16 protein-coding genes are annotated in these 20,558 nt (G+C 43.6%); 15 read left to right on the plus strand and 1 reads right to left on the minus strand.

Annotation, left to right across the window (positions count from 1 at the left end; genetic code table 11):
* Positions 1 to 50: 50 nt before the first annotated feature.
* The 8 genes from JNUCC41_RS16640 to pyrE are packed head-to-tail and all read left to right on the plus strand — an operon-like array spanning position 51 to position 9,554.
* Entirely contained in the window at positions 51 to 986 is a 936-nt protein-coding gene (locus JNUCC41_RS16640; protein WP_192203977.1) for an aspartate carbamoyltransferase catalytic subunit, read from the plus strand.
* Positions 949 to 2,235 carry a dihydroorotase gene (locus JNUCC41_RS16645; RefSeq protein ID WP_192203978.1) on the plus strand — a complete coding sequence of 429 codons (1,287 nt, stop codon included), beginning with the start codon at positions 949 to 951 and terminating at the stop codon, positions 2,233 to 2,235. Before JNUCC41_RS16640 ends, JNUCC41_RS16645 begins: the two co-directional genes overlap by 38 nt.
* Positions 2,232 to 3,338, plus strand: a complete 1,107-nt coding sequence (locus JNUCC41_RS16650) for a carbamoyl phosphate synthase small subunit (protein WP_192203979.1) — start codon at positions 2,232 to 2,234, stop codon at positions 3,336 to 3,338. Before JNUCC41_RS16645 ends, JNUCC41_RS16650 begins: the two co-directional genes overlap by 4 nt.
* Positions 3,317 to 6,523, plus strand: a complete 3,207-nt coding sequence (carB, locus tag JNUCC41_RS16655) for a carbamoyl-phosphate synthase large subunit (RefSeq protein WP_192203980.1) — start codon at positions 3,317 to 3,319, stop codon at positions 6,521 to 6,523. The genes JNUCC41_RS16650 and carB overlap by 22 nt, the downstream gene beginning before the upstream one ends.
* Positions 6,520 to 7,299 carry a dihydroorotate dehydrogenase electron transfer subunit gene (locus JNUCC41_RS16660; RefSeq protein ID WP_192203981.1) on the plus strand — a complete coding sequence of 260 codons (780 nt, stop codon included), beginning with the start codon at positions 6,520 to 6,522 and terminating at the stop codon, positions 7,297 to 7,299. The genes carB and JNUCC41_RS16660 overlap by 4 nt, the downstream gene beginning before the upstream one ends.
* Complete coding sequence (locus JNUCC41_RS16665) at positions 7,296 to 8,237, plus strand: dihydroorotate dehydrogenase (protein ID WP_192203982.1); 942 nt, start codon at positions 7,296 to 7,298, stop codon at positions 8,235 to 8,237. Before JNUCC41_RS16660 ends, JNUCC41_RS16665 begins: the two co-directional genes overlap by 4 nt.
* Positions 8,209 to 8,925 carry an orotidine-5'-phosphate decarboxylase gene (pyrF, locus tag JNUCC41_RS16670; RefSeq protein WP_192203983.1) on the plus strand — a complete coding sequence of 239 codons (717 nt, stop codon included), beginning with the start codon at positions 8,209 to 8,211 and terminating at the stop codon, positions 8,923 to 8,925. Before JNUCC41_RS16665 ends, pyrF begins: the two co-directional genes overlap by 29 nt.
* Entirely contained in the window at positions 8,919 to 9,554 is a 636-nt protein-coding gene (gene pyrE / locus JNUCC41_RS16675; RefSeq protein ID WP_098371060.1) for an orotate phosphoribosyltransferase, read from the plus strand. Before pyrF ends, pyrE begins: the two co-directional genes overlap by 7 nt.
* A 53-nt stretch (positions 9,555 to 9,607) precedes the next feature.
* Here pyrE and JNUCC41_RS16680 read toward each other — a convergent pair whose 3' ends face one another.
* A complete protein-coding gene (locus JNUCC41_RS16680) occupies positions 9,608 to 11,329 on the minus strand; it encodes an Rqc2 family fibronectin-binding protein (protein ID WP_192203984.1) in 1,722 nt (573 codons plus the stop codon).
* A 422-nt stretch (positions 11,330 to 11,751) separates the two neighbouring features.
* Here JNUCC41_RS16680 and JNUCC41_RS16685 point away from each other — a divergent pair, with 422 nt between their 5' ends.
* The 7 genes from JNUCC41_RS16685 (at position 11,752) to priA (ending at position 20,497) form a co-directional block, all read left to right on the plus strand.
* A complete protein-coding gene (locus JNUCC41_RS16685; RefSeq protein ID WP_192208198.1) occupies positions 11,752 to 14,430 on the plus strand; it encodes a calcium-translocating P-type ATPase, SERCA-type in 2,679 nt (892 codons plus the stop codon).
* Positions 14,431 to 14,584: 154 nt separating this feature from the next.
* Entirely contained in the window at positions 14,585 to 15,460 is an 876-nt protein-coding gene (locus JNUCC41_RS16690; protein ID WP_192203985.1) for a YicC/YloC family endoribonuclease, read from the plus strand.
* A gap of 53 nt (positions 15,461 to 15,513) precedes the next feature.
* The gene (remA, locus tag JNUCC41_RS16695) at positions 15,514 to 15,777 is read left to right on the plus strand and encodes an extracellular matrix/biofilm regulator RemA (RefSeq protein WP_034313813.1); all 264 of its coding nucleotides are present in this window, start codon (positions 15,514 to 15,516) and stop codon (positions 15,775 to 15,777) included.
* Positions 15,778 to 15,787: 10 nt separating this feature from the next.
* Complete coding sequence (gene gmk, locus JNUCC41_RS16700) at positions 15,788 to 16,402, plus strand: guanylate kinase (RefSeq protein WP_034313809.1); 615 nt, start codon at positions 15,788 to 15,790, stop codon at positions 16,400 to 16,402.
* A gap of 3 nt (positions 16,403 to 16,405) precedes the next feature.
* A complete protein-coding gene (rpoZ, locus tag JNUCC41_RS16705; RefSeq protein WP_098371057.1) occupies positions 16,406 to 16,612 on the plus strand; it encodes a DNA-directed RNA polymerase subunit omega in 207 nt (68 codons plus the stop codon).
* 258 nt (positions 16,613 to 16,870) lie between these two features.
* A complete protein-coding gene (coaBC, locus tag JNUCC41_RS16710; protein WP_192203986.1) occupies positions 16,871 to 18,079 on the plus strand; it encodes a bifunctional phosphopantothenoylcysteine decarboxylase/phosphopantothenate--cysteine ligase CoaBC in 1,209 nt (402 codons plus the stop codon).
* Between the two features lie 6 nt (positions 18,080 to 18,085).
* Positions 18,086 to 20,497, plus strand: coding sequence for a primosomal protein N' (priA, locus tag JNUCC41_RS16715; RefSeq protein ID WP_192203987.1), 2,412 nt, complete (start codon positions 18,086 to 18,088; stop codon positions 20,495 to 20,497).
* Positions 20,498 to 20,558 lie beyond the last annotated feature (61 nt).

Below are 20,558 nucleotides of genomic sequence, written 5' to 3' on the forward strand. Positions count from 1 at the left end.
GCGGGGTATTTTTTATGCCCCGCATCACAAATGTGAAAGGAGCAGGATCGATGAAAAAATTATTGACCATGAATGAATTAGCTTTAACTGATATTGAAAGAATTTTACATGAGGCAGAGGGTTTTGCCAACGGATCTAGCTGGAATCCAAAGCAGCAGACCACAGTTGCCAATCTCTTCTTTGAACCAAGTACACGTACAAAATCAAGCTTTGAAATGGCTGAAAGAAAATTGGGGCTTGAGGTCATTCCTTTTGATGCGGGTACATCATCCGTGTTAAAAGGTGAAACCTTATATGACACTGTTAAAACGTTAGAAGCAATAGGTGTGAATGCCTTGATCATCCGTCATGAACAGGATAATTATTTTGATGAATTGAATGAGAAGATCGGGATTCCAATAATCAACGCAGGGGATGGCTGCGGAAATCATCCAACCCAATCATTACTGGACTTATTGACGATAAAACAAGAGTTTAAAAGTTTCAAAGGTCTGAAGATTGCCATAATAGGTGATGTGAGGCATAGTCGGGTTGCGAAATCGAATGCAGAAGCATTAACCCGTTTAGGAGCGAATGTCGTATTTTCGGGTCCGCCTGAATGGTTTGACAGAACAAACAGTTTGGGAAGGTATGAAGACATCGACCATGCGGTAGCTACCTCTGATGTGGTCATGCTGCTCAGAATACAGCATGAAAGGCATATTGAAAAATACGATCAGGCAAATGGAGATTATCTGGAAAGTTTCGGTCTGACCAAACAACGTGAAAAAAATATGAAACCGGGTGCGATCATCATGCATCCTGCACCAATAAACCGCGGTGTTGAAATAGACAGTGATTTAGTCGAATGCAGCCGCTCAAGAATTTTCAAACAAATGGAAAATGGCGTGTTTATTAGAATGGCCGTATTAAAAAATGTGCTTGAACAATCCGAAGGGGGAAACATTCATGAAAACAATAATCAAAAATGGAGTATTGCTAGATAATCAAAACTCATTCAAAAAAGCGGACATTGAAATGGAAGGCAAGGTCATCACAAAAATCGGCGAGAACTTGGCAACGGAAAATTGTAAAGTAGTTGATGCTGAAGGGTTACTTATTACATCAGGATTCGTTGATCTGCATGTCCATTTACGCGAACCGGGCGGTGAACATAAAGAAACAATCGCAAGTGGAACGCTTGCAGCGGCAAGAGGCGGTTTCACTACGGTAGCGGCAATGCCCAATACAAGGCCAGTTCCCGATACAGTGGAAAACCTTGAAGCGCTAAACAGGAAAATTGAAGAAACGGCTCATGTAAGGGTACTCCCATATGCATCCATTACAATTAGGGAAGCTGGCAAGGAGTTGACCGACTTTTCTTCATTAAAACAAACGGGTGCTTTTGCCTTTACGGACGATGGCGTGGGAATTCAAGAAGCTGGGATGATGCTGGAAGCGATGAAACGGGCAGCCGCTCAAGATATGGCCATAGTTGCTCATTGTGAAGACAATAGCTTAATCAACAAAGGCTCCGTCCATGAAGGAAGATTCTCAAAAGAACAGGGAATCAATGGAATTCCGTCCGTATGTGAGGCTGTACATATTGCCCGGGATATCCTCCTTGCTGAAGCTGCGGATTGCCATTATCACGTTTGCCATATATCCACGAAGGAATCGGTAAGGACGGTAAGGGATGCCAAACGCGCCGGTATCCGCGTCACAGCCGAAGTTACACCGCATCACTTATTATTGTGTGAGGATGATATACCGGGACTTGATACGAATTATAAAATGAACCCGCCATTAAGGGGCCGTGAAGATCGGGATGCATTGATAGAAGGACTGCTTGACGGAACCATCGATTTTATAGCAACAGACCATGCCCCGCATGCGGCAGAGGAAAAAGCGCAGGGAATGCAGCTGGCTCCTTTCGGAATAGTGGGATTGGAAACGGCCTTCCCGCTGCTTTACACCGAATTGGTTAAAAAGGGCGTCATTACATTAAAGCAATTGATTGATTTCATGACAATTAAACCCTCTGAAAGTTTCTCCCTTCCTTATGGAGAGCTAAAGGAAGGTGCTATTGCGGATATCGCGCTCATCGATTTGGAAACAGAAAAAGAAATTAATGCTGAAGAGTTTGCTTCAAAAGGAAAAAATACACCTTTTAATGAAAAGAAATGTTATGGCTGGCCAGTCATGACGATTGCGGAAGGAAAAATAGCTTGGGAAAAAGGACGTGTTCAAGGATGAAAAGACAGCTAATTTTAGAAGACGGGACAGTATTCCTTGGGGAAGCATTCGGAGGGGAAGTAGAAAAAATTGGTGAAGTCGTTTTTAACACAGGAATGACAGGGTACCAGGAGATTCTATCCGATCCATCCTATTGCGGTCAGATCGTTACACTTACGTATCCATTAATCGGGAACTACGGAATAAACCGGGATGACTTTGAATCCATCAATCCAGCTATATCGGGATTCGTCGTTAAGGAAACAGCAGAACTTCCTTCCAACTGGAGAAACCAATTATCACTTGATGAATATCTGAAAATGAAGAACATACCTGGAATAAGCGGAATCGATACGAGAAAGCTGACAAGGATCATCAGGAAATCAGGTGCACTTAAAGGGGCGCTCTGCAATATCAATAAAGATGCAAAAGAAGTGGTTTCCCAGTTGAAAGCAACGGTGATTCCTTCTAATCAAGTGAAACAGGTTTCAACAAAAGCACCATATTCCAGCCCGGGCAGAGGCCCGCGGGTAGTTCTTGTAGACTATGGCATGAAGCACGGGATTTTACGTGAGTTGACGAAGCGCGGCTGTGATGTCGTGGTTGTGCCTTATAACGTCACGGCCGAAGAAGTGATGCAATATCATCCGGATGGCGTGATGCTTTCAAACGGTCCTGGAGATCCGAAAAGTGTTCATGAGACGCTTGAAATGATCCGTACAATCCAAACGCAAGTGCCATTATTCGGAATCTGTTTAGGACATCAATTATTCGCACTTGCAAACGGGGCGGATACGGAAAAATTAAAATTCGGCCATCGAGGATCTAATCATCCGGTTAGGGACCTTCGTACCGGAAAGGTATCCATCACATCTCAAAATCATGGGTATACAGTAGAAGAGCTTTCCATTGAAAATACAGATCTTATTGTGACACATACAGCATTGAATGATGATACGATTGAAGGCCTGCGCCATAAAAAGTATCCGGCTTTCACCGTACAATATCATCCGGAAGCATCACCAGGGCCGGAAGATGCCAACTACTTATTCAATGAATTCTTACAAATGATTGAAGCTGCAACCAACAAGGGGGAAAAAACATGCCAAAACGCACTGATATAAAAAGCATCCTAGTAATTGGTTCCGGTCCGATCGTCATCGGACAGGCCGCCGAGTTCGATTATGCAGGAACTCAAGCGTGTATAGCCTTAAAAGAAGAAGGTTATCGAGTGATCCTGATTAACTCTAACCCTGCTACAATCATGACAGACAGTGAAATGGCTGATGCGGTTTATATTGAACCGATCACATTGGAATTTGTCAGCAAAATCATTCGTAAAGAGCGCCCGGATGCACTGTTACCTACCTTGGGCGGACAGACCGGCTTGAACATGGCAGTCGAGCTTGCTGAAGCAGGAATCCTGGAAGAATGCAATGTACAGATTCTTGGGACCAAACTTTCAGCTATCCAACAAGCGGAAGACCGTGACCTTTTCCGTACGCTGATGAACGATCTAGGGGAACCGGTACCTGATAGCGACATTATTCATAACTTGAAAGAGGCATATACATTCGTTGAACGGGTCGGCTACCCAGTCATTGTTCGTCCTGCCTTCACGCTTGGCGGAACAGGCGGTGGGATTTGTGATAACGAAGAGCAGCTGATCGAGATTGTTGAGGGTGGCCTGAAAAGCAGCCCGGTACACCAATGTCTGCTTGAGAAGAGCATTGCCGGTTTCAAAGAAGTGGAATATGAAGTGATGCGCGATTCGAATGATAATGCGATAGTCGTTTGTAATATGGAAAACTTCGATCCTGTCGGTGTCCATACAGGCGATTCAATTGTTGCCGCACCAAGCCAAACATTAAGTGACAGAGAGTACCAAATGCTTCGAAATACGTCTTTGAAGATTATCCGTGCCTTGAAGATTGAAGGTGGATGTAATGTTCAGCTGGCGCTAGATCCAAACAGCTATCAATATTATGTCATCGAAGTAAACCCAAGGGTCAGCCGTTCGTCGGCACTTGCCTCAAAAGCAACAGGATATCCAATTGCAAAGCTTGCAGCAAAGATAGCCGTTGGTTTGACGCTTGATGAAATGATGAACCCTGTCACTGGCAAAACCTATGCCAGCTTCGAACCGGCACTGGACTATGTCGTTACGAAAATTCCGCGCTGGCCTTTCGATAAGTTCGAAAGCGCCAACCGTAGACTCGGGACCCAAATGAAGGCGACCGGAGAAGTCATGGCAATCGGCCGTACATTCGAGGAATCAATCTTAAAAGCTGTCCGTTCCCTTGAAGCGGGTATATACCATCTTAATTTGAATGACGAGTTTGAAGATGGAAAAATAGAGAAACGGATCAGGAAAGCGGGAGATGAACGGTTATTCTATATCGGTGAAGCGTTAAGAAGGGGAGTAACGATCGAAACAATACACGAATGGAGCCAGATCGATTTATTCTTCTTGCATAAGTTGAAAAAAATAATCGACTTTGAAAAGCAGCTTAAAGAACATTCTTTCGATTGTGAAGTATTGCAAAAGGCTAAAGAACTAGGGTTTTCTGACAAAACGATTGCAGAAATATGGGGAGTTCCCGAAATTGACGTCTATGAGTACCGGAAACAGCAAGGAATCATCCCTGTTTACAAAATGGTTGATACATGTGCTGCGGAATTCGAATCGGAAACACCGTATTTTTATGGGACATACGAAGATGAGAATGAATCCATCGTTACTGACAAGAAAAGTGTCATTGTTCTGGGATCAGGCCCAATTAGGATCGGGCAAGGAGTAGAGTTTGATTATGCGACCGTACATTCGGTATGGGCCATTAAAGAAGCGGGATATGAAGCGATCATCATCAACAACAATCCAGAAACAGTTTCGACGGATTTCAGTATCTCCGACAAACTTTATTTCGAACCATTGACTATTGAAGATGTCATGCATGTCATCGATTTGGAAAAACCGGAAGGGGTCATCGTCCAGTTTGGTGGACAGACAGCAATCAACCTTGCAGATGGTCTTGTTGAAAGAGGAGTGAAGATCCTTGGTACTTCACTTGAAGACCTGGATAGGGCGGAAAATCGCAATAAATTCGAAAGAGCACTTAAGGATTTAGGCATTCCGCAGCCAAAGGGTAAAACTGCAACATCGGTTGATGAAGCAATCGTCATCGCTGAAGATATTGGTTATCCGGTTTTAGTAAGGCCATCGTATGTTCTCGGAGGAAGAGCGATGGAAATCGTCTATAAACAAGATGAATTGCTGCATTACATGAAAAATGCCGTGAAAATAAATCCGGATCATCCTGTCCTGATCGACCGCTACTTAACGGGTAAGGAAATTGAAGTTGATGGAATTTCTGATGGCAAAACCGTCGTTATCCCTGGAATCATGGAGCATATCGAACGTGCCGGCGTCCATTCAGGTGATTCGATTGCAGTCTATCCGCCTCAAAATTTAACGGAAAAACAAAAAGAAGTAATCATCGATTATACGACCCGGTTGGCAAAAGGTTTGAATATAATTGGTCTCTTGAACATTCAATATGTCATCAGCAATGAAGAAGTGTATGTGATTGAAGTAAATCCACGTTCAAGCCGGACCGTTCCATTCTTAAGTAAAATTACGAACGTGCCGATGGCCAACTTAGCCACGAAGGTCATCTTGGGCCACACACTTGAAAGCCAAGGTTACAAATCGGGGCTAGTGCCAGAACAAACTGGAGTCTATGTGAAAGTGCCGGTCTTCTCTTTTGCAAAATTAAGAGGTGTGGACATCTCACTCGGACCTGAAATGAAATCGACTGGTGAAGTAATGGGGAAAGATAGCACCCTTGAAAAGGCTTTATACAAAGGGCTGGTCGCTTCCGGTTTCAAAATTAAGGGGCATGGTTCGGTGTTATTGACGATATCTGATAAAGATAAGCAAGAAGCGCTACTTTTAGCAAAACGTTTCCATAATATCGGTTTCAAGCTGATAGCCACCAGCGGAACTGCTGCCTTATTGAAGCAATCCGGCATCCCGACTGCGATTGTCGGTAAAATTGGCGAAGAAGGTACAAACCTGCTGGATGTTATCCGGAACGGGGAAGCACAATTTGTCATAAATACTTTGACAAAAGGTAAGCAGCCTGCCCGAGATGGTTTCAGAATCCGACGTGAATCGGTTGAAAATGGGGTGACATGCCTAACATCACTTGATACGGCAGAAGCTATTTTAAGAGTGATAGAATCGATGACTTTCTCAGCAGAAGCAATGGGAAAAACGGAAAAAAGTCGTGAGGTGAGCTATATATGATCAAGAAGGAAAGAATGAAGGTGTTAAATCATAAGGAACTGGCCCCATCCATTTTTGAACTTACTCTGCAAGGTGAATTGGTTTCAGAGATGAATCAGCCAGGCCAGTTTGTCCAAGTCAAGACAACAGATGGCACCGAGCCATTGCTAAGACGCCCGATTTCAATTTCTTCTTACGACAACAGTGAAAAACAGTTCACGATGATATACCGGGCTGAGGGTAAAGGAACGGCGCTGTTATCACAGCGTAAAGAGGCGGAATCGGTCGATATCCTTGGACCCCTTGGCAACGGATTTCCCGTTCATGAGGCTAAAAAGGGCGAAACGGCATTATTGGTTGGTGGCGGGATTGGGGTCCCGCCCCTGTATCAATTATCACGGATGTTGGTTGCAAAAGGTGTTAAGGTAATCCATGTATTAGGCTTCCAGACAAAGTCAGCCATCTTTTACGAAAAAGAATTCAGTGAATTAGGTGATACCTATATTGCCACGGTTGATGGTTCATATGGGACAAAAGGATTTGTTACGACTGTAATAGATAACCTCGAGCAAGAGTTTGCAACGATCTTTTCATGCGGGCCTACACCAATGTTAAGAGCGTTGGAAGCGGGCTATCGTGAGAAAAAGCTTTACCTGTCCCTTGAGGAAAGGATGGGATGCGGCATCGGTGCATGCTTTGCCTGCGTGTGTCATACAGGGGATGATCCAACTGGTTTCAGTTATAAAAAGGTATGCAGTGATGGACCCGTATTCCGGGCAGGAGAGGTGGTATTATGAGCAGGCTTTCAGTGGAATTACCAGGATTAAACTTGAAAAACCCAGTCATGCCAGCATCTGGATGCTTTGGATTCGGCCGTGAATACAGTCAATTTTTCGACTTGGATATTCTTGGGGCGATCATGATCAAAGCGACCACTCCTGAGCCGAGGTTCGGTAACCCGACTCCGCGTGTTGCGGAAACCTCTTCGGGAATGCTGAACGCCATCGGTCTGCAGAATCCAGGTTTAGAAAAGGTCATCAGTGAAGAATTGGCCTGGCTAGGCGGGTATGATGTACCCATCATCGCCAATGTTGCCGGTTCGCAAATAGGTGACTATGTAAAGGTTGCCAGTGATATAAGTAAGGTGGGGAATGTAAAAGCACTTGAATTGAATATCTCTTGTCCGAATGTAAAAGAAGGTGGCATTGCTTTCGGTACGGTGCCGGAAGTTGCCAAAGAGGTGACCAAGGCGGTCAAGGAAGTGTCTTCCGTCCCTGTGTATGTGAAGCTTTCACCGAATGTCAGTAATATTGTGGAAATGGCCAAAGCCGTAGAAGAGGGCGGTGCCGACGGTTTGACAATGATTAATACATTGGTCGGCATGCGATTGGATTTAAAAACTGGCAGACCGATCCTTTCTAACAGGACGGGTGGGTTTTCTGGTCCTGCAATAAAGCCTGTTGCGCTCCGGATGATTTATGAGGTAAGCCAGCAAGTGTCTATTCCGATCATCGGAATGGGCGGCATCGCTACAGCGGAAGACGTCATTGAATTTTTCTATGCGGGTGCAAGTGCTGTTGCGGTGGGAACCGCTAACTTCGTGGATCCCTTTGTATGCCCGACCATCATCGAAGAATTACCGAAATTGTTGGATGAGCTCGGATTTGACCATATTTCACAATGTACCGGAAGGAGCTGGAAGCAGAATGAAACAGTCCCTAATTATCGCTCTTGATTTTCCTGACCTCATTCAAACAGAAGAATTCCTAAAACAGTTCCATTCGGAAAAATTGGCTGTAAAAGTGGGGATGGAATTATTTTATCAGAATGGACCATCAATAATTTCTTTCGTAAAAGAGCAAGGCCACGATGTGTTTTTGGACTTGAAGCTTCATGATATTCCGAATACGGTCAAAATGGCCATGACAGGATTGGCAACTTTAGGGGCTGACATGGTCAATGTCCATGCGGCGGGTGGACAAAAGATGATGGAAGCAGCCATTGAAGGTTTGGATAAGGGAACGTCCGCTGGTAAAAAACGTCCATTATGCATAGGGGTTACCCAACTGACGAGCACATCACAGGAACAAATGAATGTTGAGCAAAACATTGCCGGATCTCTGGAGGATTCGGTCCTCCATTATGCAAAACTTACTAGACAGGCAGGATTGGATGGCGTCGTCTGTTCCACCCATGAAGTAAAGAATATACATGAACGCATCAGTCATGAATTTTTAACGGTCACACCTGGAATCCGAAGTGCAGGTGGACAGGCGCATGATCAAAAGAGAATTGCAACGCCTGAACAGGCTAGGGATTTTGGAGCGGATGCCATCGTTGTAGGGAGAGCCATAACGGGGGCGGCAGATCCATTAAAGGCGTATTTGGATATGAAAGCAGCTTGGGAGGGAATATCATGTTAAATAATAAGATAGCTGAACATCTATTGGAAATAAAAGCAGTGTACCTACAACCGAATGACCCCTTTACTTGGGCATCTGGAATTCAATCACCCATTTATTGTGACAACCGCTTAACCCTTTCATACCCAGAGGTTCGCAATGAAATAGCAGAAGGATTGAAAGGATTGATTGAACAGAATTTCCCTGAGGCTGAACTGATTGCAGGCACAGCAACTGCCGGCATTCCGCATGCAGCTTGGGTGAGTGAAAAATTAAATGCACCGATGTGCTATGTTCGATCCAAAGCCAAGGAGCACGGAAAGGGCAATCAAATTGAAGGCCGTGCTGTTCCAGGACAAAAAGTGGTGGTTGTGGAAGACTTGATTTCAACCGGGGGAAGTGTGATTACTGCTGTTAACGCGCTGAAAGAAGCTGGCTGTGATGTTCTAGGAGTCGTTTCGATCTTCACATACGAATTGGAAAAAGGAAAAGAAAAATTCGATGCTGAGGGCATTATTAACCATTCATTGAGTGACTACTCGACTTTGATAAAAGTCGCTAATGAAAAAGGCTACATCACAGCAGAAGAATTGGAAAAGCTAAAAAAATGGCGTGAGAATCCGGCTGATACGGCTTGGATTTCTGCATGAAAATAGAGGTGACCCCATCACAAAGGATTGGGTCACCTCTATTTTTTTACCTTTCAATCCTTTACCGCTTCCTTTAAGCGTATGACAGTATCGGCATCAGGTGTAATATAAACGGTCTGCTGCTGGTCGTAGATCACGAACCCGGGTTTGGAACCATTCGGTTTCTTAACATGGCGAACTTGTGTGAAATCAACGGGCACTGAGCTCGATTGCTGTGCTTTACTGAAGAAAGCTGCTAATACGGCTGCCTCTTTTATCGTTTTTTCACTTGGCGATTCATTTCGAATCACAACATGTGAGCCAGGTATATCTTTGGTATGAAGCCATATTTCATCACGGCGTGCAAACTTATTCGTTAGATAATCATTTTGTTTATTATTTTTCCCGACAAAAATGAGATCTCCATCTGTAGCATAGTATGTTTCAAGCTGCGGTTTTGCATTTGCAGGCTTTTTCATGCCTTTTTTCTTTTTTTGCCTAATGTATCCTTCTTCCTGAAGTTCTTCGCGAATCTCCTCTATATCTCTGGGTGAAGCTGATTGGAGCTGCTGATGCAAGGCTTCAAAGTAGGCCAATTCCAATTTTGTTTTTTGGATTTGTTCTTGGACGACTCCGACTGCATTTTTGGACTTTTGGTATCTGGAGAAGTACTTCTGTGCATTATCTGATGGATTTTTTAACGGGTCAAGCGGGATGGTGACCATACTTTGTTCTTCATCATAATAATTGACGACATCGATTTCCTTCATGCCTTTTTTCATTTGATATAGATTAGCTGTAAGCAGCTCACCGAATAACTGATACTGTTCTCCGCGTTCCGTATCTTTTAATGTACGTTCGAGCTTCCCGATTTTTTTGGAGTTCTTTTCTATTTCATTAGTAATGAAACGTTCTACATCCTGGCTCTTTTGCTTAACCCGATCTCTTTCTGCCTTTCCGAAGTAATAGCGGTCGAGCATCTGGCTCAATGAAGGAAACGTACGTTGATTCCCAGTCAGATGATCGAGTGAAAGCATATAAAAAACTTCTTTATTTCCATCTTGCCTGATCATCGCGGTATAGTTTTGCTCCGAGATTTCTTGGATAATCTTTAAAAAAGCTGCTGGAAGGGTCGTGCTGTTGGCAAGTCCAGCCCGGTAAACGGCTTCCTTTGCAACTAATGGTGAAACCCCAGAAAAATGGGAAACAAGCTGTCGATCCAGCTTTCCTGCATTGAAGTCAATATTCTTCCTTATATCATCCTCGGTAGCCTCGAAGGGATTCTTCTTTTCTTGTGCGGGCGGGGCCAAATATTCCTGGCCGGGCAATATTGCGCGATAACTGTTAACAGCATGTGAAACATGCTTAATGCTGTCCAAAATCATATTTCGTTCTTTATCGACTAAAACAATGTTGCTGTGACGCCCCATGATTTCGATGATTAACTGCTTTTGAGAGACATCACCAAGCTCATTGCGGCCCTTCACTTCAAAAATGATCATCCTATCAAGTCCATATTGATATATATTTTCTATCGTATAGCCTTCAAGGTGCTTCCTAAGAAGCATACAGAACATGGGTGCCTCTTTGGGATTTTCATAACTCTCTTCGGTCATTTGCACCCTCGAATAACTTGGGTGGGCTGATAGTAAGAGCTTATGGTTCTTACCTCCAGCACGAACAACCAGTATTACTTCATTTTTGTAAGGCTGATGTACCTTATTGATTCGTCCACCTTTTAATATAGAAGCGATTTCTTCTGTCATCGCTTTCGTGAATAATCCATCAAATGACATTCTATTTTTACTTCCTTTACATAAGATTTTCTAAGAACTCATTTTTGCCGGGCGTTATCAAAGCATCAGGGGCTGCCCATTTTAGCTAATCCCAATTTTTTAGCGAACTGAGTGAAAAGCTGGGGTAGTTAGTTCAGATAAATTGAATGGCTGATTTTTTTGTTTCTGAGATTAAATGCAAATTTAGTCCATTCATCATGATTAGCGGTCGTTCATTCATTAAATTATCCGGATCGTTCTTCTTTCCGCAATTCTGTTTAATTATAGCATTATTTTGGACGAGTCTGAATAATCATGGAAGAAGAGCAGGTTGTTTTATGTATCGGTAAGCAGGCAGGTGTTGGATGAGTAAAGCAAAAAGCGCCTGTTGAGATGTATACAGGAGCCTATTTCATTCTATTCAAAGGGATGTGTGATACTTGATGGAGTTCAAGGAAATGAATAATCAAGAAATGGAGAAAGCGCTTCAAACAAACGTTACACACGGTTTGGACGATGATGAAGTAAAGGACAGGCTGCGAAAGCATGGTTTTAATGAATTGAAAGAAGGAGAAAAACAGTCAGCCATTCTTTTATTTTTCGCCCAATTCAAAGATTTCATGGTCATAGTTTTACTTGCCGCGACCTTAGTCTCCGGGATATTGGGTGAATATATCGATGCGATTGCCATCATGGCGATTGTTTTTTTGAATGGAGTACTTGGGTTTTTTCAGGAACGGAAGGCAGAGAAATCCCTGGATGCCCTAAAGGAAATGGCTGCGCCGCAAGTTAACGTACTTCGGGACGGCCAGTGGCTGAAAGTCCCTTCGAGAGAAGTCGTAGTAGGGGATATCCTGAAGTTTTCAAGTGGTGACCGAATTGGTGCCGATTTACGGATTTTCGAGCATTCAAGCCTTGAAATAGAAGAGTCTGCACTTACCGGTGAGTCACTCCCGGCAGTTAAGTGTTCTGATCCATTGATGAATGAGGTTGAAGGTATCGGTGATCAGGAAAATATGGCGTTTATGGGAACGATGGTAACAAGAGGAAATGGGGTTGGAATCGTAATCGCTACAGGAATGAATACGGCGATGGGCAAGATTGCGGATCTCCTGCAGACTGCTGAAACAAAAGAAACACCACTTCAACGGAGGCTGGAGCAGCTAGGGAAAATTTTGATCGTCACGGCTTTAATATTAACAGTAATAGTGGTCCTGACTGGTGTCATTCAAGGGCATGACCTCTATACGATGTTTTTGGCCGGGGTATCTTTGGCTGTCGCGGCGATTCCCGAGGGCTTGCCAGCCATTGTGACTGTAGCATTATCTTTGGGCGTTCAGCGTATGATCAAACAAAAAGCGATAGTACGCAAGCTTCCTGCCGTAGAAACGCTTGGCTGCGCAACGGTGATTTGCTCAGATAAGACAGGAACACTTACACAAAACAAAATGACGGTGACGAAGGTTTGGAGTGGAGGGAAAACTTGGGATGTCGGCGGTACTGGTTATAATCCGGTCGGAGAGTTTTCTTTAGAGGGAGTTTCAGTTGCCCCGAAAAACCATAATGCCTTGCTTCAAATGATTACATTTGGCATGCTCTGTAATAAAGCCGAGTTAAAGGAGGATGGTAAACGATATATTTTGGACGGTGATCCGACAGAAGGGGCGATGCTGGTCGCGGCAATGAAAGCGGGCTTGACGAGGGAACACTTGTCTAAGAGGTTTACGATAGTCAAGGAGTTTCCATTTGACTCGAGCCGCAAAATGATGAGTGTCATAGTGAAGGATGATAAAGATAATCATTTCGTCATCGTAAAAGGGGCACCTGATGTATTAATCGCCCAGTCCGACACGATTCTTTGGGAAGGAAAGTCGGAAATATTGAATCAGAAGAGTAAGGAAAGGGTGCAACAGGACATGAATGGGCTTGCCGCGCAGGCACTTCGAATGATTGCTGTTGGTTATAAACCCCTTTCAAAAGGAACGATTTTGCTTCATGAAACCGAAGCTGAGCGCAATTTGACCTTCATGGGACTGCAGGGCATGATCGATCCCCCACGTCCGGAAGTGAAGCAGGCAGTTAAGGAATGCAGGGATGCCGGGATCAAAACTGTCATGATTACTGGCGACCATGTAATAACCGCAAAGGCAATAGCTAAAGAACTTGGTATTTTAAAAGGAAAAGACCGTGTACTGGAAGGACGGCAATTGGCCGACATGGAAATCGGGGAACTTGAGGAAGTTGTTGAAAGTGTTTCTGTATTTGCCCGCGTTTCCCCTGAGCATAAGTTAAAAATCGTAAAAGCCTTGCAAAATAAAGGACATGTCGTTGCAATGACAGGGGATGGAGTCAATGATGCCCCTGCGATAAAATCAGCGGATATTGGTATATCCATGGGTATCACGGGTACTGATGTCGCTAAGGAAGCTTCTTCCTTGATATTGGTTGACGACAATTTTGCCACAATTAAATCGGCCATCAATGAAGGCAGGAATATTTACGAAAACATCAGGAAGTTCATCCGTTATCTGCTTGCTTCCAATGTTGGGGAGATTTTGGTCATGTTTTTTGCGATGCTATGTGCCTTGCCGTTACCTTTGATACCAATCCAGATCTTATTCGTGAACCTTGTTACCGACGGACTGCCTGCGATGGCATTGGGACTGGATTCCGCAGAAGAAGATGTAATGAAAAGAAATCCAAGAAATGCTAATGAAGGTGTTTTTGGAAGAGGGCTTGGCTGGAAGATCATCTCTCGTGGTTTTCTGATCGGGATTTCTACATTGATCGCATTTTATGTAGTATATCGTGCAAATCCGGATAATCTTGCTTATGCACAAACGATTGCGTTCGCCACCTTGGTCCTGGCTCAGCTAATACATGTATTCGATTGCCGAAGCGAACGTTCGATCTTCTCGAGAAATCCATTCGGTAACCTTTATCTAGTGGGGGCGGTACTGTCATCCCTATTATTGATGGTAGCCGTCATGTATGTGCAGCCTTTACAAACAATCTTTCATACAGTACCGATTTCGGGAAGGGATTGGCTATTAGTTATAGGGATGGCATCCATTCCAACTTTTTTACTGGCTGGAACCTTTTTAGCAAGAAAAGCACAATGATATATGGTATAATCATTAAGGTGGTAGAGTCATGCTCTATTGCCTTTTTATTTTGTAGTATTTTATTTGTGAGCTAAAGTTTTCGTGCTGTAGCTAATATATAATGAATGTTAAAGGCCAAATTACTACATTATGTTTGATAGGATGTGGAACCATGGTTACCAGTATGACGGGCTATGGAAGAGAAGAAGCGGAAAACGAACAGGTCAAGGTTTTTGCCGAAATTAAGACCGTGAACCATCGTTTTTGTGAATATACGATTCGGATGCCGCGCCAGCTTTTGGTTTTGGAAGAAAAGGTGAAGAAGAAGGCGAATCAATACATAAGAAGGGGACGGGTGGAAATCTTCATCACAGTGGAAGGTGAGAGCCTGGTTTCCAAAAAGGTGAAGATCGATTGGAATCTTGCGGATCAGTATGTGGGTTTGATGGATGAAGTCAAGCGAAAGTATAATCTGGAAAGTTCGATTACATTACAGGATATGCTGCAACTTGAATCGATTTTCATGACGGAAGAAGTACCCGCGGTTCCTGCCGATTTGGAATCCCTGTTATTGAAGGCTGTCACGGGGGCATTGGAAAATCTGGAAATAATGCGGAATCTGGAAGGTCAGGAACTGGCCTTGGACATGAAACGCCAGCTGAAAAGGTTCGATGAGATTGTAGCAGGGGTCAAAATGCATGCACCTTCAGTCGTCGAGAAATATAAAGCCCGGTTGGAACTCAAGCTGGCCGAGTTGACTGAAGGGTTGATTGAAGATAGCAGGATTGTTACAGAAGCGGCCATTTTTGCTGATAAATGTGATATAAATGAAGAACTGACCAGACTCGATAGCCATGTACAGCAATTTTCAAGAACGCTTACCCATAGTGAACCAATTGGAAGAAAACTTGACTTCCTTGTCCAGGAAATGAACAGGGAAGTCAATACGATTGGATCGAAGGCAAATGATTCGGCCATTACCAAAGAAGTGGTGGAAATGAAAAGTCTTCTTGAAAAATTAAAGGAACAGGTTCAAAATATCGAGTAGTCGGTTTATGATGAACCTAACAAGGTGACAATAGATATGAATGGGGGACAAAAATGTCAATAAAGCTCATTAATATTGGTTTTGGGAATATCGTTTCCGCAAACCGGATCGTATCAATCGTGAGCCCGGAATCGGCTCCGATCAAAAGGATCATCCAGGACGCCCGGGACCGCGGATCCTTAATAGATGCTACATATGGTAGAAGAACCAGGGCCGTAATAATTACAGACAGCGACCATGTTATCTTATCTGCCGTTCAACCGGAAACGGTTGCTGCACGGCTCCAAGACAGAGATGACAGCGTAGAAGAGGGGTAACTGAAACAATATGAGAGAAAAAGGTTTATTAATCGTTTTGTCCGGTCCATCCGGTGTTGGTAAAGGAACAGTAAGGAAGGCAATTTTTTCTCAGCCAGGAACGGCATTCGAATATTCAATTTCGATGACGACACGGCTGCCTCGCCATGGTGAAGTGGACGGAGTGGACTATTTCTTCAAAAAACGCGAAGAATTCGAAGCACTTATCGAAGAAGGTAAATTGCTGGAATATGCTGAGTTCGTCGGTAATTATTATGGAACACCTGTGGATTATGTCCGTGAAACAATCGATTCCGGAAAAGATGTATTTCTGGAAATAGAAGTGCAAGGAGCTAAACAGGTGCGGGAGAAATTCCCTGAAGGACTTTTCATTTTCCTTGCTCCTCCAAGTTTAACTGAACTCGAAAGCCGCATCGTTACTCGCGGAACCGAGACGGAGGAAGCGATAAAAGGAAGGATGAAGGTGGCTAAGGAAGAAATAGAACTTATGGATCTATACGATTATGTTGTTGAAAATGATCATGTGGATGCCGCATGTGCGCGAATTAATGCAATTGTAATTGCCGAGCATTGCCGTCGGGAAAGAGTTGCTGTTTTATATAAAAAAATGTTGGAGGCGGAATAAATTATGTTATATCCATCAATTGATTCTCTATTACTTAAAATCGATTCTAAATACTCACTTGTATCAGTGGCGGCTAAACGGGCCAGGGAAATGCAAATTAAAGATAACTGCCTCGTAACGAAACCGGTTTCCCATAAATCGGTAGGTCGTGCCCTTGAAGAAATTCATTCCGGTAAATTGACTTATGATAATTCTTACGAGGAAAACTAAGAGAACACATAGCTTGACCTATCGGGCCTGACACCCTAAAGCAAACAGGAGCATTGCATTTGGAAAGTGCTTCCTTCCTGCGGCCAAGGTGTCAGGCCTGTTTGTTTTGATTTTTTAAAAGTAACCAAAGTCATGGATGAAACCCTGAAAGATATGGAATGCTGGGGGAATCCATATGTTATTGCGCATTTCAAATGAAATTTCTTCGGTTTTCCGTCATAATTAGAAAAAAAGAATGAATAGTTAGGGGAAATTTGCATGCTTATCGATAAAAAAGTACTTCTTTGTGTCACCGGCGGGATTGCTGTATATAAGGCTGCTGCCCTGACAAGTAAATTAACTCAGGAAGGTGCCCATGTAAAAGTGATCATGAGTGAATCGGCACGTAAGTTCGTGACGCCGCTCACCTTTCAGGCACTTTCGAGAAATGATGTTTATACAGATACTTTTGATGAGAAGGATTCTTCAGTCATTGCCCACATCAACTTGGCTGATTGGGCTGATATCATCCTTTTGGCTCCAGCTACAGCCAATGTCATTGGCAAGGTAGCCAATGGAATCGCGGATGATATGATCACGACCACTCTGCTGGCAACGGAAGCTCCTGTTTGGGTTGCGCCGGCAATGAACGTGCACATGTACGCCCATCCAGCGGTTCAGAAAAATATGGAGACACTTCGGTCATTTGGATATCAATTCATTGAACCGGGTGAAGGGTATTTGGCCTGCGGTTATGTAGGAAAAGGGCGATTGGAGGAGCCGGAAACAATCGTGGAACATCTTAATCGATATTTCGGTGAACGCAAATCACAGAAACAGCCTCTTAAAGGAAAGAAATATTTGATAACGGCAGGACCGACTCGTGAAGCGATTGATCCGGTGCGTTATGTGACGAATCATTCCAGCGGCAAAATGGGCTATGCCCTAGCCGAAGAGGCAATTAAAATGGGAGCTGAAGTGACATTGATTACTGGTCCCGTGAACTTGACGCCACCTTTCAAAGCTAGAGTAATACCAGTGGAATCTGCAGCGGATATGTATGATGCGGCATTCGAACAGTTCGATTCCAGCGACGTCGTAATCATGACGGCTGCAGTTGCGGACTATAAACCAAAGATTTATCATGCTCAAAAGATGAAAAAGCAGCCAGGGGAAAATGTGATTGAATTTGAACGGACAAAGGATATCCTTAAGGAACTCGGTGAAAATAAAACTCATCAAATTTTGGTAGGTTTTGCGGCTGAAACGAACAACGTCGAAGAATATGCAAGAGGAAAATTAGTCAAAAAGAATGCAGATATGATCGTTGCCAATAATGTTACCATCGCAGGGGCAGGGTTTGGAACGGATACGAACATCGTGACCATTTACGATAAAGATGGAAGTGCGACCGAACTTCCAAAAATGAGTAAAGCGGATATAGCTAAAAGCATTCTGGCAGAAGTATCCCGCATGCAAAAGGAATGATGTCTTATGGATATAGCATCCGTAATCGTGGATGTACCTGCTAAACAAACGGATCGAGAATTCGACTATCGCATACCTGAAAAGTGGAACCAAGTCATCAAACCCGGAATGCGAGTCATCGTCCCGTTCGGACCAAGAATGGTGCAGGGATTCGTCACAGGCTTAAAAGCTAAAAGCGACTTTGCGAAATTACGCAATATAAAGGAACCAATGGATTTGGAGCCCATCCTTAATGATGAATTGCTGCAGCTTGGTGACTGGTTGACCAAAGAGGCGATGTGTTTTAAAATTTCATCGCTGCAGGCCATGCTTCCGGCAGCGATGAAAGCAAAGTATGAAAAAGTTATTAAAGTCGTTGAAGAAAAAAAGGATCAGCTGCCTCTCTTCATCCAAAACCTTTTCGGAAAAAATGATTCAATATCATGGAAAGACGTGATTGAAGGGGAGAACGCCTCCCTCTTTCAAAAAGAAATGCAAAATGGCAATCTTGAGCTCGTATATAATGTGAAAAACCGGCTAAATAAGAAGACGGTCCGTGTCATTAAATCTTTGCTTTCCCCTAAGGAACTGAAGGAAATGGCATCAGCCATGTCCAGCCATGCAAAAAAACAACAGGAACTACTTCAATACTTTATTGAACATCAAGAACCCATTCCGTTAAAGGAATTGCTCGAATTGTTAAACACATCAAGCGGTACCGTCAAATCCCTAGTGTCAAAAGGGGCTTTGGCGGAAATGGATCAAGAAATATATCGTGATCCGTATGAAAACCGTGTGTTCGAAAAATCCACACCCTTTACACTAACAGCTGAACAAACCGCTGCCTTGAAGCCCATCAACGAGAAAATCCGTCATGATGAACATGATGTCTTTCTTTTATATGGTGTAACCGGCAGCGGCAAGACAGAAGTGTATCTACAGGCAATTGCCTCTGTCATTGAAAAAGGAAAGGAAGCCATCATGCTTGTACCTGAAATCTCCTTAACGCCACAGACGGTAAAGCGTTTTAAGGAACGATTTGGAGAGCAGGTAGCTGTCATGCATAGCGGTTTATCCGTAGGTGAAAAATATGATGAATGGCGGAAAATCCATCGTAAGGAAGTTAAAGTGGTGGTGGGGGCGCGTTCAGCCGTGTTTGCTCCTTTTGAAAACCTGGGGCTGGTCATCATTGATGAAGAACATGAATCCAGTTATAAGCAAGAAGAAACGCCTAGGTACCACGCCAGGGATGTTGCCATTGAAAGAGCAAAATCATATAGGTGTCCGGTAATTCTTGGCAGCGCCACACCTACACTTGAATCTTTTGCGCGTGCCAAGAAAAATGTCTATAAATTATTGACCCTTAGCCAGAGGATGAATAAAAATGCGTTGCCGGCAGTGGATATTGTAGATATGAGGGAAGAACTAAGAACGGGAAATCGTTCCATGTTTTCGGAGCTGCTCTTTACCAAGCTGAAAGACCGGCTTGAGAAGGGAGAGCAAACAGTCCTGATGCTAAATAAAAGGGGACATTCTTCCTTTGTGATGTGCCGAAGCTGCGGATTGGTCATCAACTGCCCTAATTGTGACATTTCACTTACTTATCATCGCTTTAATGATATAATGAAATGCCATTATTGTGGGTTTGAAGAGGGAATGCCTTCCGTTTGCCCTGAATGTGAAAGTGAACATATAAGATTCTTCGGTACGGGCACTCAAAAGGTTGAAGAAGAGTTGGCAAAAATTCTCCCTGAAGCACGGGTCATACGAATGGATGTCGATACGACGAGCAAGAAAGGTTCACATGAGCGGTTGCTGAATGCCTTTGGTGAAGGGAAGGCAGATATATTGCTTGGCACCCAAATGATAGCCAAGGGCCTTGATTTTCCTAATATCACTCTTGTTGGAGTCCTATCAGCTGATACGATGCTGCATCTGCCTGATTTCCGTTCTTCTGAAAAGACATTCCAGCTGCTGACACAGGTAAGTGGAAGGGCGGGACGTCATCAGCTTCCGGGAGAAGTGGTCATACAAACGTATACGCCTGAGCACTACAGCATCGAGCTTTCAGCCTTACAGGATTTTGATGCTTTTTATGAACGGGAGATGCATCTAAGGAGGCAAAGTCATTACCCTCCCTATTATTATGTTGTCCTTATAACCGTTTCACATGAAGACTTAATGAAGACGGTAAGTGTTACTGAAAAAATCACCAATTATTTAGGCTCACGATTGAATCGGGATTCTATCGTACTGGGTCCGGTTGCTTCGCCCATTAGTCGAATCAACAATAGATATCGCTATCAATGTCTGATAAAATACAAACGAGAGCCGGACCTTAATCAGCATCTACGCACACTTTTGGAGCATTACCAAAAAGAAACCGCTCAAAATCATCTGCAGATTTCAATAGATTTAAATCCACAGATCATGATGTAATTGTTTGAGAGATGGATGATTACCGCGAGCTGCTGCAGCTTGCGTTTTTATAATGAAGTGT

Origin of the sequence: Brevibacillus sp. JNUCC-41 (assembly GCF_014844095.1) — a bacterium.
GTDB lineage: Bacteria > Bacillota > Bacilli > Bacillales > DSM-1321 > Peribacillus > Peribacillus aracenensis.

What these genes read in the sequence shown, in the direction of transcription:
- JNUCC41_RS16640 (WP_192203977.1), top strand. Translation starts at nt 51, where the DNA reads ATGAAAAAATTATTGACCATGAATGAATTAGCTTTAACTGATATTGAA.
- JNUCC41_RS16645 (WP_192203978.1), top strand. Translation starts at nt 949, where the DNA reads ATGAAAACAATAATCAAAAATGGAGTATTGCTAGATAATCAAAACTCA.
- JNUCC41_RS16650 (WP_192203979.1), top strand. Translation starts at nt 2,232, where the DNA reads ATGAAAAGACAGCTAATTTTAGAAGACGGGACAGTATTCCTTGGGGAA.
- carB (WP_192203980.1), top strand. Translation starts at nt 3,317, where the DNA reads ATGCCAAAACGCACTGATATAAAAAGCATCCTAGTAATTGGTTCCGGT.
- JNUCC41_RS16660 (WP_192203981.1), top strand. Translation starts at nt 6,520, where the DNA reads ATGATCAAGAAGGAAAGAATGAAGGTGTTAAATCATAAGGAACTGGCC.
- JNUCC41_RS16665 (WP_192203982.1), top strand. Translation starts at nt 7,296, where the DNA reads ATGAGCAGGCTTTCAGTGGAATTACCAGGATTAAACTTGAAAAACCCA.
- pyrF (WP_192203983.1), top strand. Translation starts at nt 8,209, where the DNA reads ATGAAACAGTCCCTAATTATCGCTCTTGATTTTCCTGACCTCATTCAA.
- pyrE (WP_098371060.1), top strand. Translation starts at nt 8,919, where the DNA reads ATGTTAAATAATAAGATAGCTGAACATCTATTGGAAATAAAAGCAGTG.
- JNUCC41_RS16680 (WP_192203984.1), bottom strand. Translation starts at nt 11,329, where the DNA reads ATGTCATTTGATGGATTATTCACGAAAGCGATGACAGAAGAAATCGCT.
- JNUCC41_RS16685 (WP_192208198.1), top strand. Translation starts at nt 11,752, where the DNA reads ATGGAGTTCAAGGAAATGAATAATCAAGAAATGGAGAAAGCGCTTCAA.
- JNUCC41_RS16690 (WP_192203985.1), top strand. Translation starts at nt 14,585, where the DNA reads ATGGTTACCAGTATGACGGGCTATGGAAGAGAAGAAGCGGAAAACGAA.
- remA (WP_034313813.1), top strand. Translation starts at nt 15,514, where the DNA reads ATGTCAATAAAGCTCATTAATATTGGTTTTGGGAATATCGTTTCCGCA.
- gmk (WP_034313809.1), top strand. Translation starts at nt 15,788, where the DNA reads ATGAGAGAAAAAGGTTTATTAATCGTTTTGTCCGGTCCATCCGGTGTT.
- rpoZ (WP_098371057.1), top strand. Translation starts at nt 16,406, where the DNA reads ATGTTATATCCATCAATTGATTCTCTATTACTTAAAATCGATTCTAAA.
- coaBC (WP_192203986.1), top strand. Translation starts at nt 16,871, where the DNA reads ATGCTTATCGATAAAAAAGTACTTCTTTGTGTCACCGGCGGGATTGCT.
- priA (WP_192203987.1), top strand. Translation starts at nt 18,086, where the DNA reads ATGGATATAGCATCCGTAATCGTGGATGTACCTGCTAAACAAACGGAT.